We start from the raw sequence: 12,794 nt of genomic DNA on the forward strand, positions 1-12,794 counted from the left end.
CTGAGCGGGGGCTGGCGGTGCAACGGCGGGTGGTCGAGCCGGGCTGGGGCTTGCGTGGACGTTGGGCGACGGTGAAGGGCTCCGCGTCGCGGGCGCCGGTGTGACCGTGCCAGGGGCAGGTGCCGGCATTGCTGTGTGCCCGGCGAAGCAGGCTCCGAGCAACAGCGTCGTGCCCAGCGCAGCCGCAGCATACGCCGGGCGGGAAATCTTCATGGTTTCGCTCCTCGGGGAAGGCCGGCCGCGTTCAGCCGGGCTGTCCCTAGAACGGTCCCGGCTGCCCGCGGGTTCAATACGGCCCCAACTTCCGGCCGCGGACGGGACGAAGCCGAGAGCGGGACGATGCCGGCGGGGCCGGTGAACGGAAAGCGGGCCGGCGTCGTAGTACATGCAAGGAGGCGGAAATGTCCGATCAGGAGGCCGAGCTGCTGCGTTCCTTGCAGGAGGCCTACGGCCCGGCGCTGTGGCGATTCGTCATGGGAATGACCGGTGACAGTACCCTGGCCGACGACGTCGTGCAGGAAACGCTGATCCGCGCCTGGCAACACCCGGCGGTTCTGCAGCGCCCGGAGACGGCGGTGCGGGCCTGGCTCTACACGGTTGCCCGCAATCTGGTCATCGATGACCGGCGCAGCGCCCGGCGACGGCACGAGACTCGGACCGAACAGCTCCCGGAGATTCCCGAAGCGGACCGGGTCGACAGGATCCTGGACGGGTGGCTCGTGTCGGATGCACTGGCCGGACTGTCCGCTGAGCACAGGGCCGTCGTCATCCACGCGTATTACCGCCGGGAGACAACGGCCGAAATCGCGCAAAGCCTTCAGCTGGCGGAAGGAACCGTAAAGTCGCGGTTACATTACGCGCTGCGGGCGCTGCGACTGGCCTTGCAGGAAGGAGGCGTGACGCCATGATCCAAGACGCAAGGGATGAGTACCGGAGCTGGGATGCCGCGTATGTGCTGGGAACTTTGGTGTCCTCCGAGCGCCACGAGTTCGAGGAACACCTGTCCGGTTGCGCCGGGTGCAGGGCCGCCGTGGCAGAACTGGCCGGAATACCGTCACTGCTGGCCGCACTTTCACCCGAGGAGGCAACCGCCCTCGGGCAGAGCGACCGCGCCAGGCCGACGCCGGGAGTGCTTCCCGGGTTGGCGAAAACGGTCCAGCGCGGACGCCGGCGCGTGCGCCTGGCCGTCGCAGGACTGATGGTAGGCGCGGCCGCCGCGTCGGGCGCTGTCACCATTGCGGTCACGGCCCCTGCCCCGCAGGCCGTGCAGGCGCAGGCCGTATCCCCGACGGCGCTGAACTTCACCCCTGTGGTCGACAGTTCGCTGGTTGCGAAGGGCTCCCTTACCCTGCAGCCGTGGGGAACACGGATCGACTGGGAGTGCACATACACGGCTGCACCGGCTGACGCGCCAGGGCCGGAGGGACCCGGCGGTCCGCGCTCCCCGGAGGAGTACGGCTTGGTGGTTGTCGACTCGCACGGCGTCACCACACAGGTGGCCACCTGGGCGGCAACACCCGGGACGGTGGCCACGCCGACGGCGACCACCGTCGTCCGGCTTGCCGACATCCGCCGTGTCGAAATCCGAGCCATCGCCAGCGGAAGCACAATCCTGACCGCGAGCGTGTAGCTCCGGGGACGTCGGGCGGCCGGCGGACCGGACTCCCGCATGTTTGCCCAGGAACGCGGCGTGCGGATCAACCGGCGCGCCCGGGGTGAATTGCGGAGACAATGGAGGCGTGACCTCCGCGACCGCACCCCTCGACCCAGCCTACTCCAATGGCCTCTTCGACCTCGGCGTCATCGGGGCTGGCCTGACTTTTGCGGAATCGCTGGGGGCTCTCGCGGCGGCCCTGCAAGGCGGAGGCGCCGGGGCGTCCGCGGTGGTGCAGGCTCCTCCTGGCACGGGCAAGACGACGCTTGTGCCGCCGCTGCTGGCTAACATCGCGAACAGCAACACCGCGACCCGCGGGAGAGATGGGCGCGGGCGCCGTCCGCGGATCGTGGTCACCCAGCCGCGCCGCGTCGCTGCCCGTGCGGCCGCCCGGCGCCTGGCAACCCTGGCCGGCACCCGGCTCGGTGACCGGGTGGGCTACACGGTCCGCGGGGAACGCCAGACGGGTCCCGGAACCGTAATCGAGTTCGTTACCCCCGGCATCCTGCTCCGCCGCCTCCTCGCGGAACCGGGGCTCGAGGGCACCGACGCCGTGATCCTCGACGAGGTCCACGAACGCGGGCTGGAGACCGACCTCCTCCTCGGCATGCTCATCGAAGTCCGCCAGTTGCGCGGTGACCTCACGCTCGTCGCCATGTCGGCGACTCTCGACGCGCCCCGTTTCGCCGCCCTGATCGGAGACACCCTGATCGGTGAAGCGGCGGCCGGAAACGACGGCGGCGGCCCGGCACCGGTTGTCGACTGTCCGTCCGCGCTGTTCCCGCTGGACGTGGAATGGGCCCCCGCGCCGGTGCCGCGGCTGGACGAACGCGGCGTGGCCCGGGCCTTCCTGGACCACGTGGCCGACGCGGCAGCGGCGGGGCACGCCGCCGCGCTGGCCGGCGGACGGGACATTGACGCGCTGGTGTTCGTTCCTGGCGCGTGGGAGGTCTCCTACATTGCCGCGCGGCTGCGCGGCCGGAGCCGCGCTGAGGTCCTGGAACTCCACGGCCAGGCCGGTCCGTCGGAGCAGGACCGCGCCGTCTCCGGGCGTGAACCCGGCGGGGCTGCCCGGATCATCGTTTCCACCGCACTCGCCGAGTCCTCCCTCACCGTCCCGGGCGTCCGGCTGGTCATCGACTCCGGGCTGTCCCGCGAGCCACGGCGCGACGCCGGCCGCGGGATGTCGGGCCTGGTGACTGTGTCCTGCTCCCGGGCGTCCGCGGAACAACGCGCCGGCCGTGCCGCACGCCAGGGCCCGGGCACGGTGATCCGCTGCTATGACCAGAGGGCCTTTGGCGCCGCGCCGGCCCACCCGACGCCGGAGATTGCGGCAGCTGACCTGACCGGCGCCGCCCTGGTTCTGGCGTGCTGGGGAGCCCCCGGCGGCCGGGGACTGGCCCTGCCGGACGCGCCGCCCCAAGCCGCCATGGACGAGGCCGTTGAAGTGCTGCGGGAACTCGGCGCCATCGCTCCGGACGGTCACGCAACCGAACTGGGCAAGATCCTGGCCCGGGTCCCGACGGACCCCCGGCTTGCCCGCGCCCTGCTGGACGGCGCCGCGACGGTGGGCCACCGCACGGCGGCCGAGGCTGTCGCCCTGGTCTCGGGGGACCAGCGTGCCCCGGGCGCAGACCTGACCCGCCTGGTCGCCGCGCTGCGGACGGGCAGGGATCCCGGATCCCGGCGGTGGGCGGAAGACGTCCGGCGGATGGAGTCGATCGCGCGCCAGGAGTCCCCTGGCGTCGGGCCCCAGAAGTCAGCCGGCGTCGCGCCGGCTGGGGCGGTGGGCGCTGCGGAAGCGGTCGGGTTCGTCGTCGCGCTGGCCTTTCCGGACCGCGTGGCGCGCCGTGTACCGGGGGAGGGGCCGGCACAATACCTGCTCACGTCCGGAACGCGCGCCGGATTGCCGGCCGGCAGCCCCCTGTCCGGGCACGAGTGGCTGGGCGTGGCCGAAGTATCGCGCGCGCAAGGGCGCGACGCCGCGGGGACCGGCGCCGTCATCCGCTCCGCGGCGCCGCTGACGGCGGGCACCGCGGAGGCCGCCGCCCGCAACCTCCTCAGCGAAACCCTGCAGGCGCGGTTTAGCCAGGGCCGCGTCTCGGCCCGGCGGGAGCGCCGCCTGGGCGCGATCGTGCTTTCGTCCACCCCGGTACGGCCTCCCGCGGACGAAGGCCGCGCAGCTGTGGCCCGCGCCCTGGCGAGCGAGGGGCTGGCGACCATCGGATGGTCGGCGGCGGCGGATGGCTTGCGCCGCCGTCTTGCCCTCCTGCACCGGGAGCTGGGTGGGTCCTGGCCCGACGTTTCCGAGCCGGCGCTGCTGGCCCGGCTGGACGAATGGCTGGCCCCGGAACTCGCGGCGCTGGCCGGCGGGGCATCCACGGGCGGGATCGACCTCGCCGGCCCGCTGAGCCGGCTGCTGCCGTGGCCTGAGGCGGCCCGGCTCGGTGAACTGGTACCGGAGTCGTTGGCGGTCCCCAGCGGGTCACGGATCCGGATCGATTACCCGGACGCGGGCGACACCACCGGCCGGCCGGTAGTGGCCGTCAAGTTGCAGGAGTGCTTCGGCTGGGCCGAGACGCCGCGGCTGGCTGAAGGGCGCGTGCCGGTGCTGTTCCACCTGCTCTCGCCGGCCCGCCGGCCGCTGGCCGTGACGGACGACCTCGCATCGTTCTGGTCCGGGCCCTACGCCCAGGTCCGGGCGGAAATGCGCGGCCGCTATCCCCGGCATCCCTGGCCCGAAGACCCGTGGACCGCGCCCGCGACAGCCCGGACCAAGCCCCGGAACTGACCGCCGGGACCAGCAGCCCGGCGCTGCCGGCTGACCACTCGCGCCGCCCGGGCAACAGGGGCATGATGAAGTTGCACGACGCCGGCGGAGCGCCAGGCCCGCGAGACGCCGGCAAACAGGCCGGTCAAACGGACCGGCCAAACGGGAATTTAGCCCAGCGATGAAGAGTGATGGCCATGCATCTTGCGTTCGTCTCCATTCCCGCCCACGGACACGTGAACCCGACCCTGCCGCTGGTGGCGGAGCTTGTAGGCCGGGGGAACAGGGTCACGTACTTCACGTCGGCCGACTTCGGGCCGCGGATCCGCAACGCGGGCGCGGCCTTTCACGCCTCCGGCGGGAACTGGATGGCGTCGATGCCGGCGCTGGGGACCGGGCAACGGGCGCAGGCGCAGCTGATGCTGCCGATCATGAACCGGGTTTTCGAGGACCTCAGATCCAGCTTTCCGGCGCTGGTGGATCGCCTGCGGCAGGACCCGCCGGACGCCGTCTGCTTTGACGCGATGACGCTCAGCGGCAGCATGGCCGCAGAAAAAATCGGGGCCCCGGCCATTGCCCTCATGCCCACCTATGCCAGCAACGAACATTTCTCGCTGAGATCGCTGATGCCCGCCCCGCCACCGGAAGGCGCCGACGAGATGGCCAAGGTTGCGCTGGCCATGGGCAAGTTGCTGGCGGAGTTCGCGGCCGAGCAAGGTGTGCGGACGCCCCGGCTGTTCGACGGCCCGCCAGCGCCGTTCAACATCGTGTTCCTTCCCCGCGAGTTCCAGCCCATGGGGGCCACCTTCGATGACCGGTTCCGGTTTGTGGGGCCCAGCGTGGGCGGCCGGGACAGCGACGGTGCATGGGTCCGTGAGGGAACGGGTCCGTTGCTCTTCATATCGCTGGGGACCACTCCACTGAACCGCCGGCCGGACTTCTTCCGGATGTGCCTTGAGGCCTTCGGTGGCAGCGAGTGGGACGTCGCCATGGCCGTCGGGGACCAGACGGTCCTCGCCGATCTGGGGACGATTGCACCAAACGTCCAGGTCCGGCCCTTCTTCCCTCAACTGCTGATACTGCGTCAAACCGCTGTCTTCATTACCCACGCCGGCATGAATTCGACCATGGAGGCACTTTATTTCGCCGTCCCGCTAGTGGCCGTGCCACAGCAACCGGAGCAGGTGGCCACCGCCCGCAGGCTTGAAGAACTGGGTCTCGGCCGGCACCTTGCGGCGGAGGACGTCGGGCCCGACGCGCTCCGGGCCGCGGCCGCCGCGCTCCACACCGACGCCCAGGTCCGGCGGAACGTGACCGCAATGAGCGATATTGTCCGCAGCGCGGGAGGGGCCGTCGCTGCGGCCGACGCCATCGAAGCGCATGTGCGCCACGGGGCGGGGCGGTTCGGCAACGTCGGTTAGGGGAGCACGCTCGCGGGATATTCGCCGTGTGTCTTCAAGAACTCAGCTACCGTGGCCGCCAGGGACGCCCCCGCCTCGTCGGCACTACGCTTCGCGCCGGCAACGGCAAAGGAGTGGTCTCCGCCTTCGCGCCACTCCAAGGTCGCGGAAGGTCCGATTCTGGCGACCACGGCCTCCAGCAGTTCCGGGGTGGCGAACGTATCGCGCGTGCCCTGCAGGAAAAGCATCGGCAGAGTCAGCCCGTAGAGGTGCACGTCGCGGAGTTTTTCCGGTTTGCCCGGCGGGTGCAGCGGATAGCCCAGGTAGACCAACCCGGCAGCCGGCATTCCTTCCGCCACCGCCATTGAGGCCATGCGCCCACCGAACGACTTCCCGGCGGCCCACAGCGGCCGGCCGGCGGACCGGGACGCAGCGGTCTCCATGGCCGCCCGCCAGGCCGCGATTGCCGCCGGCGGCCTGTCAGGGAATTTCCGTCCCGCCTCCCGGTAGGGGAAGTTGAAACGCAGGGTGGCGACACCCAGAGCGTTCAGGGCGCGGGTGAAGCCCACGAGAAACGGATGGTCCATTCCCGCCCCGGCGCCGTGGGCAACAACCAAGGTTGCGTAGGAGCCGTCGGGCTCGGCAAAGACGCCCGACACTGTGGCGTCGCCGACCTCAAAGGTGATCGGGAACTCGGGCGTTGTCATGCGTCCATCATGCCGCTTCCAGGGCAGTTCCGCTTCACGGCCCCTGCCACACCGTTCTCCACTAGGGCCCTCCACTTCCGTGACCACGACGCCGCCCGCCGGTTCGCGCTCTCCGCTCGCTGTGGCGGCTGCGCCCTTCAACTGTCCCCGCCGCCGGGGTAGGTTGTCCCCATGGCCAAGGAAGAAGTCCACCTCACTGTCAGCGGTCCGCACGGCGACCGGGAGTTGCGGGTGTCGAGTCCGGCGAGGGTCGTCTGGCCCAAGCTGGGACTGACCAAGCTGGACCTGGCGCGGTACATGGTGGACGTCGGCGATGCCTTCCTGGCGGCGAACGGGGACCGGCCGGTGACCCTCCAGCGGTTCAAGGACTCGGTGGACGGCGAGCAGTTCTTCTCCAAGAACCCGCCTAAAGGCGCCCCGGATTTCATCCGTTCGGTCGACGTCGTCTATCCCAGCGGACGCTCGCACCCCCAGCTGGTGATCGACGAAATCGCCGCAGCGGTGTGGGCGGTGCAGATGAATACCGTGGTCTTCCACCCTTGGCCCTCCCGGGCCGGCAACCCGGATAATCCGGACGAGTTGCGGATCGACCTCGACCCGCAGCCTGGTACGGGGTTCGCAGAGGCCGTTCCGGTGGCGCTGGAGTTGCGGCGCGTCCTCGCGGAGGCCGGGCTGGACGCCTTCATCAAGACTTCAGGCAACCGGGGGCTCCATGTCTTTGCCCCGATCGAGCCGACCCGGGAGTTCCTGGATGTGCGGCACGCGGTCATCGCGGCGGCGCGCGAACTCGAGCGGCGCCTGCCCGAGGAGGTAACCACCGCCTGGTGGAAGGAAGAACGCGGCGCCCGCATCTTCGCCGACTTCAACCAGGCGAACCGCGACCGTACGATAGCGGGGGCCTACAGCCCGCGCGCACTCGCCAATGCCACGGTGTCCTGCCCGATCCGCTGGGAGGAGCTCAAAGCCGTCGATCCCGGTGCCTTCACGATCGTCACCGTGCCGGAGCGGCTCAAAGCCTCCGGCGATCCGTGGGAGGGCATGCATTCGGGCAGAGCGGGCACCGTCGATCTCCTCCTGGAATGGTGGGACAGGGATGTCGAGGCCGGGTTGGGGGAGCTGCCGTTCCCGCCGGACTTTCCCAAGATGCCCGGGGAACCGCCGCGGGTCCAGCCCAGCCGGGCGCGCAACAGCGGCTGACCACTTCAACCACGAGGCGACCCTAGCGGGGATGATCCCCGGAAATCCGGAGTCGGGCTCCGCCCGCGACCTTGCCCGGGATGAGGCTCCTGCGACGATGGCAAGGTGAACATGCCCATTGGCTACTGGGTCCGGCGCCTGGATGCGTCGCTGCAGGCACAACTCGATTCCACGCTGGCCGGTGTCCATCTGTCCAGAAGGCAGTGGCAGGTCCTCGATACGTTGGGCTCCGCCCCCGTCACACCGGCGGAAATGCGGGATATTCTTCGGCCTTTCAACGCAGCGGACGGCGGCGGAGGGCAGGAACGGGACCTGGCCGCGTTGGTTCGGCGGGGGCTGGTGCTCCTGCTGGATGGGCGCCTGGCCCTGACCGAGGCCGGCGCCGCTCTGCATTCGGAGGCAACCGGGCTGGCGGAAGCTGCCCGCCGTGAGCTCACGGCAGGCATCGGAGCGGATGAGTACGCCATGGCTGTCAGCGTCCTCGAACGCATGAGCAACAACGCGGACCTGCTCGCCTCGCGATAGGAGCGGTTGGATGTGCCTCCGCACACGCTCACTCACGCCCGGCGCCGCCGCCGTCGGGGAGGTCAGGAACCCGCCAGGGTGATCGGAGCCCTGCGACAGGCAGCACTACACCCAACAGTTGGCCCCTCCATCGGTGTGCCTAGGAGGAACTGTCTGAATCCCTGCGGCGGGGCTGGCACCACAGAGAGCATTAGTCGCAAGCCCCTGGACCTTCATGGAATGCTGGGGTCATGACCTCCCGTTCCTCCGCTGTCCCCGCTTTAGTGACTGCCGCCGTCGGCTCTGAAACCTTCAGCCTCCGGCACGCGACCAAAGCTGACCTGCCTCAAATTCTGCAGCTACTCGCCGATGATCAGCTGGGATCAACCCGAGAAAGGGCCGACGCTCCGGACCCGTACGAGCTGGCTTTTGACGCAATCGAATCCGACCCCGCCCACCTTTTGGTAGTGGGAGAACTCGGCGGTGAGGTGGTGGCCACGTTCCAGCTCAGCTTCATCCCCGGCCTCTCCCGCAGGGGATCCTGGCGTGCACAGATTGAAGGGGTGCGAGTAGCCAAGCAGTTGCGAGGCCAGGGAACTGGTGCGGTCATGATGCGATGGGCCATTAAGCATGCTCGTGAGCGCGGCTGCTCCCTCGTCCAGCTGACCACCGACAAATCCCGCCTCGCGGCCCACCGCTTTTACGAGCGCCTGGGCTTTGTCTGCAGCCACGAGGGCATGAAGCTCACCCTCTGACCCATTGCCGGGGCGCCAGAACTTGCGTTCTGCGGCAGCCAGCGCCGCAGCCTTCCGCGCAGCATGCGGTGTCGACATGAGCCGGGCCATCAGTCACCTAGGTTGCCCCAAAGCCACTCGGAGTACGTCTCCCAGGCCTTTGGCCTATGCCGTGGACGTGGGCTGATGTTCACCAGACAGGTGCCCAAATCCTCTGGCGCCTCCCCGGGACGCGGCGGATACGGTAGGTTCATGCATTCCGTCGAGGCTGAGGCACTTATCAAAGCCCGAGACTCCACCGTCTGGGACATCATCACCGATGCAGGGAACTACACAGTTTGGGATTCCGGTATCACGCACGTCACGGGCGAACTGCGCAACGGTGGCACCATCAAAATCCGGACCCGCACCTGTGGGAGCCGCATCTTCCGGCTGCGTGTCCAGCAGAGGCCCGGCGAGGTGATGACCTGGACCGGGGGCCTGCCCCTGGGTCTGATCACCGGCGTATGCACGTTCACGCTTGAACCCCACGACGATGGCAAGACGCACCTGCGCGTGAAGGAGGAGATCACCGGCCCACTGCGCGGGCTAGTCGGGAAGGCCATGCCGGACGCGCGGCAGCCTCTCATCGATTACGTCAACGCCGTCAGGAAACGCTCAGAAATCCTCGGCCGACACGCTCAATGAGGTGATGGGCGGCGCCCCCGAGGCCGGCTCCGGACTTGGACGCGGAGCCGGCCTGTCAGGAAGTCGGCAAGAGGCGTGTGCCGAAGGCCCGCGTTCGCTAGGCGGGCCGCATCCGAGCCTCAAAGTAGACGATAATAAGCAAGCTTGCAATAGTCCGGACCATCGCCGCGATTATGAGGCAGGTCCGGGACTAATTCGGTGACGGGTGCCGTTATGCAGTCGGGGGTGGAACCGGTTCTGCGCACAACGCCGCCTTTGAGCACCGATGGGAATGAGGTCACGTGACGACTACGCCTGCCGAGGGAGTCGGCTTCCGCTCCGAACGCGGACCTGTCCTTATTGCCCTGATGCTCTCTACAGGTCTGGTGGCGATTGACGCGACCGTTGTGGCGACAGCCGTGCCTGCGATCGTGCATGACATTGGCGGGTTCACGTCGTTCCCGTGGCTGTTCTCCGCCTACCTGCTGGCGCAGGCTGTGTCAGTCCCTGTCTACGCGAAGCTCTCCGACACCATCGGCCGCAAGCCGATCATGCTGATCGGAATTGGACTGTTCCTGCTCGGCTCGGTCCTGTGCGGAGTCGCGTGGAGCATGCCGGTGCTCATCACCTTCCGCGTGGTCCAGGGCCTGGGCGCCGGAGCGGTCCAGCCGATGGCCATCACCATCGCCGGCGATATATACACCCTGGCAGAGCGGGCAAAAGTACAGGGCTACCTTGCGAGTGTGTGGGCGGTCTCCTCAGTGGTGGGCCCGACGCTCGGGGGAGTGTTTGCCACGCTCGGCATCTGGCGTGGCATTTTCCTCGTGAACATCCCGCTGTGCCTGGTGGCAGGATGGATGCTGGTCCGGTCGTTTCACGAGAACATCGAGCGCGTGAAGCACCGGGTCGACTATCTGGGCGCGGGGCTGCTCACGGTTTCGCTCACCCTGCTCATTCTCGGGGCCCTCGAGGGCGGCCAGGCCTGGGCCTGGAACTCCGCCATCAGCAGCGCAGTGTTCGCCGGCGGTGCGCTCTTGTTCGCCGCGTTCATCCTCGCCGAACGGAGGGCAACGGAGCCTGTCCTGCCGCCGTGGGTGGTGTCCCGGCGGCTGCTGGCGACGACGGCGATGGTCGCCTTCGGCGTGGGAGCAGTCATGCTTGGCATCACCTCTTACGTTCCCACCTTCCTCGTAGGAGCCCTCTCGACCTCCCCGATCCTGGCCGGGCTCGCCCTGGCGGCGCTGACCATCGGCTGGCCGATCAGTGCGTCCCAATCGGGCCGCCTGTATCTGCGGATCGGGTTCCGGAACACTGCGATGATCGGTATCACGGTCACCGTCATCGGCACGGCGGTCCTGGCCCTCACCGCTTCCGTCCCGAACGTTGCGCTGGTCGCAGGCAGTTGCTTCATCGTCGGACTCGGACTCGGGCTGGTCGCCACGCCGACCCTCATCGCCGCCCAGACGAGCGTCGAATGGAACGAGCGCGGGGTGGTGACCGGCACCAACCTTTTCGCCCGATCAATCGGCAGCTCCATCGGCGTCGCAGTGTTCGGGGCGATAGCAAACGCCGTCTACGCCGGCACTCCGCACGGTGACACGGATCCCGGTACCATCGTGGCGGCCTCTTCCGCCGTGTTCCTGGCGGTAATGATCGTCGCGCTGCTCACCGTCGTCGCCGTTATCGGGATGCCTGCCACAAAACCCGTCAAGCAGGTCCCCGCCGCCGTGCGGGGGTGATCCCAGGGTCCAAGCCCTGGTGCGGCCTTCTGCCATCGGACTGCGGCCTGATGCCGCATTCAGCGTCTAAGCCGCATCGTTCGTCCAGCACGCCGGTCCAGCGGTCCCACCGTCCGTTTGAGGTGCGTTTACGCCAGGTCGGGGGAGCTGTACACGATGTAATCCAACGCGGCGGGACCGGACATGGCCAGAGTGTTGTCGTCAGGCTTGATCCGGCGGCCTTCGAGGGCCGCCCAAAGAGCCTCGGCGGGCTCCGGCTCGGTGTGGTTTATCAGGCACCAGCTGGTGTACAACCCGTACAGCTCTTCCTCGTCCAACCCGCCGTCGGTTTCCCGGTCACTGGTCACGGCCTCTGCGAGGAACCGATCAAAATGCGCGCTCATATCCGTTCCCTTATCTCGTGTGCATCGCTGGGACGCTCAGTCACCGACACTGGGCAGGTGGGTCACCGCCCGACTGCCAACGTTGAATTTATGCCAGGAAGACAACCCTGTCCAGTTCGGCTCAACCCGGCGGGTCAGGTGTTGCTCGGACGCGTGTTGAAGGACCCCGGGGCCGAGATCGTCCACCGTTTCACCTGTCAACGGAACGATCATCGAACCGGCACCCATTCCGGTTCCCCAAATTCAACTGCGCAGCAGGTAGCTGGCCACGCCGTCGGGGTTTGCTAGGGCGAGGAGGTGGCCGCCGGGCACGACGTCGGGCTCCACACCGAGGCGTTCGCGGGCGACCCGTCGTTGGAAATCCAGAGGAAAGAACCGGTCTGCCTCGCCGGTAAGCACGCGGGTTGGGATCTTGGGCCATTGCGTGAAGTTGCATACCGAACCGAAAACCGCGTTTGCTTCCGGGCGCTGATGCGGTTCCCCTTCCGCCGCGATTTCCGGCGGAACATCGTGCAGGAAGTAGGTGTCAATGTCGAACTCGGCACTGTACCCGTGGGCCTTGGCCGCGCTTTGCTGCGCTGCAGCCCAGCCGGTGTTGTCCCACCATGCGCCGGGGGTCTCGCCCGGTATAGGGATCATCGCATTCACCAGGATGAGCTTTCGGACGGAAGCGCGCTCACACACGAGCGGGGCGGTGAAGCCACCCAGCGACTGCGCAACAAGCACGACGTCGTTGCGCCCACCGATGGCGTCGAGAACCAGCCGCGCGTACTCCGGCAGCCCGGCGCTTTCATCGTCGCCGGGCAGATCGACCGCCACGGCGTCGTGGCCGGCCCCCTGAAGCAAAGGAACGACGTGGCTCCAGTACCAGGCTGCGCCGCCCGCTCCCGGGATCAGCACGAACGTATTCACCGCAGTACCAGCCAAACGCCGACGACGGGACCCCGGTTCCGGACCAGCAGGTGGCGGCCGTTGGGCTGCTTTCGCTTCATCACGGATCTCATCTCCCCATCTTCTCCCCGCCCTTATGGACGCCGGCA

General features: G+C 68.5%; 12 protein-coding genes. 9 read left to right on the plus strand and 3 right to left on the minus strand.

Features of this window, described 5'->3' with window-relative positions:
* Nucleotides 1–401 precede the first annotated feature (401 nt).
* The 4 genes from LQV16_RS02360 (at nucleotide 402) to LQV16_RS02375 (ending at nucleotide 5,845) form a co-directional block, all read left to right on the plus strand.
* Complete coding sequence (locus tag LQV16_RS02360) at nucleotides 402–908, plus strand: sigma-70 family RNA polymerase sigma factor (RefSeq protein ID WP_229992331.1); 507 nt, start codon at nucleotides 402–404, stop codon at nucleotides 906–908.
* Nucleotides 905–1,630 carry a zf-HC2 domain-containing protein gene (locus LQV16_RS02365; protein WP_229992332.1) on the plus strand — a complete coding sequence of 242 codons (726 nt, stop codon included), beginning with the start codon at nucleotides 905–907 and terminating at the stop codon, nucleotides 1,628–1,630. The genes LQV16_RS02360 and LQV16_RS02365 overlap by 4 nt, the downstream gene beginning before the upstream one ends.
* A 109-nt stretch (nucleotides 1,631–1,739) precedes the next feature.
* Complete coding sequence (gene hrpB, locus LQV16_RS02370; RefSeq protein WP_229992333.1) at nucleotides 1,740–4,445, plus strand: ATP-dependent helicase HrpB; 2,706 nt, start codon at nucleotides 1,740–1,742, stop codon at nucleotides 4,443–4,445.
* 176 nt (nucleotides 4,446–4,621) lie between these two features.
* Nucleotides 4,622–5,845 carry a macrolide family glycosyltransferase gene (locus tag LQV16_RS02375; protein WP_229992334.1) on the plus strand — a complete coding sequence of 408 codons (1,224 nt, stop codon included), beginning with the start codon at nucleotides 4,622–4,624 and terminating at the stop codon, nucleotides 5,843–5,845.
* Here LQV16_RS02375 and LQV16_RS02380 read toward each other — a convergent pair.
* On the minus strand, nucleotides 5,842–6,531 hold the full coding sequence (locus LQV16_RS02380; protein WP_229992335.1) for an alpha/beta family hydrolase: 690 nt from the start codon (nucleotides 6,529–6,531) through the stop codon (nucleotides 5,842–5,844). The two genes, LQV16_RS02375 and LQV16_RS02380, sit on opposite strands and share 4 nt — an antisense overlap.
* Nucleotides 6,532–6,702: 171 nt before the next feature.
* On the opposite strand from LQV16_RS02380, the gene ligD reads away from it, so the two are divergent.
* The 5 genes from ligD (at nucleotide 6,703) to LQV16_RS02405 (ending at nucleotide 11,371) form a co-directional block, all read left to right on the plus strand.
* On the plus strand, nucleotides 6,703–7,728 hold the full coding sequence (gene ligD, locus LQV16_RS02385; RefSeq protein WP_229992336.1) for a non-homologous end-joining DNA ligase: 1,026 nt from the start codon (nucleotides 6,703–6,705) through the stop codon (nucleotides 7,726–7,728).
* A 111-nt stretch (nucleotides 7,729–7,839) separates the two neighbouring features.
* Nucleotides 7,840–8,253 (plus strand): MarR family transcriptional regulator, encoded by a 414-nt coding sequence (locus LQV16_RS02390; protein WP_229992415.1) that lies wholly within the window; start codon nucleotides 7,840–7,842, stop codon nucleotides 8,251–8,253.
* A 230-nt stretch (nucleotides 8,254–8,483) separates the two neighbouring features.
* Nucleotides 8,484–8,987, plus strand: coding sequence for a GNAT family N-acetyltransferase (locus LQV16_RS02395; protein WP_229992337.1), 504 nt, complete (start codon nucleotides 8,484–8,486; stop codon nucleotides 8,985–8,987).
* A 231-nt stretch (nucleotides 8,988–9,218) separates the two neighbouring features.
* Nucleotides 9,219–9,653 carry an SRPBCC domain-containing protein gene (locus LQV16_RS02400; RefSeq protein WP_229992338.1) on the plus strand — a complete coding sequence of 145 codons (435 nt, stop codon included), beginning with the start codon at nucleotides 9,219–9,221 and terminating at the stop codon, nucleotides 9,651–9,653.
* Between the two features lie 281 nt (nucleotides 9,654–9,934).
* The gene (locus LQV16_RS02405; RefSeq protein ID WP_229992339.1) at nucleotides 9,935–11,371 is read left to right on the plus strand and encodes an MFS transporter; all 1,437 of its coding nucleotides are present in this window, start codon (nucleotides 9,935–9,937) and stop codon (nucleotides 11,369–11,371) included.
* A gap of 128 nt (nucleotides 11,372–11,499) precedes the next feature.
* Here LQV16_RS02405 and LQV16_RS02410 read toward each other — a convergent pair whose 3' ends face one another.
* Nucleotides 11,500–11,754, minus strand: a complete 255-nt coding sequence (locus LQV16_RS02410; RefSeq protein WP_229992340.1) for a hypothetical protein — start codon at nucleotides 11,752–11,754, stop codon at nucleotides 11,500–11,502.
* A gap of 243 nt (nucleotides 11,755–11,997) precedes the next feature.
* A complete protein-coding gene (locus LQV16_RS02415; protein WP_229992341.1) occupies nucleotides 11,998–12,666 on the minus strand; it encodes an alpha/beta hydrolase in 669 nt (222 codons plus the stop codon).
* Nucleotides 12,667–12,794 lie beyond the last annotated feature (128 nt).

Source organism: Arthrobacter sp. Bi26 (genome assembly GCF_918697925.1).
Lineage (GTDB): Bacteria > Actinomycetota > Actinomycetes > Actinomycetales > Micrococcaceae > Arthrobacter.

Bases quoted from the DNA above. Each gene is read 5' to 3' on its own strand.
- LQV16_RS02360 (WP_229992331.1), top strand. From the start codon at position 402: ATGTCCGATCAGGAGGCCGAGCTGCTGCGTTCCTTGCAGGAGGCCTAC.
- LQV16_RS02365 (WP_229992332.1), top strand. From the start codon at position 905: ATGATCCAAGACGCAAGGGATGAGTACCGGAGCTGGGATGCCGCGTAT.
- LQV16_RS02375 (WP_229992334.1), top strand. From the start codon at position 4,622: ATGCATCTTGCGTTCGTCTCCATTCCCGCCCACGGACACGTGAACCCG.
- LQV16_RS02380 (WP_229992335.1), bottom strand. From the start codon at position 6,531: ATGACAACGCCCGAGTTCCCGATCACCTTTGAGGTCGGCGACGCCACA.
- ligD (WP_229992336.1), top strand. From the start codon at position 6,703: ATGGCCAAGGAAGAAGTCCACCTCACTGTCAGCGGTCCGCACGGCGAC.
- LQV16_RS02390 (WP_229992415.1), top strand. From the start codon at position 7,840: ATGCCCATTGGCTACTGGGTCCGGCGCCTGGATGCGTCGCTGCAGGCA.
- LQV16_RS02395 (WP_229992337.1), top strand. From the start codon at position 8,484: ATGACCTCCCGTTCCTCCGCTGTCCCCGCTTTAGTGACTGCCGCCGTC.
- LQV16_RS02400 (WP_229992338.1), top strand. From the start codon at position 9,219: ATGCATTCCGTCGAGGCTGAGGCACTTATCAAAGCCCGAGACTCCACC.
- LQV16_RS02410 (WP_229992340.1), bottom strand. From the start codon at position 11,754: ATGAGCGCGCATTTTGATCGGTTCCTCGCAGAGGCCGTGACCAGTGAC.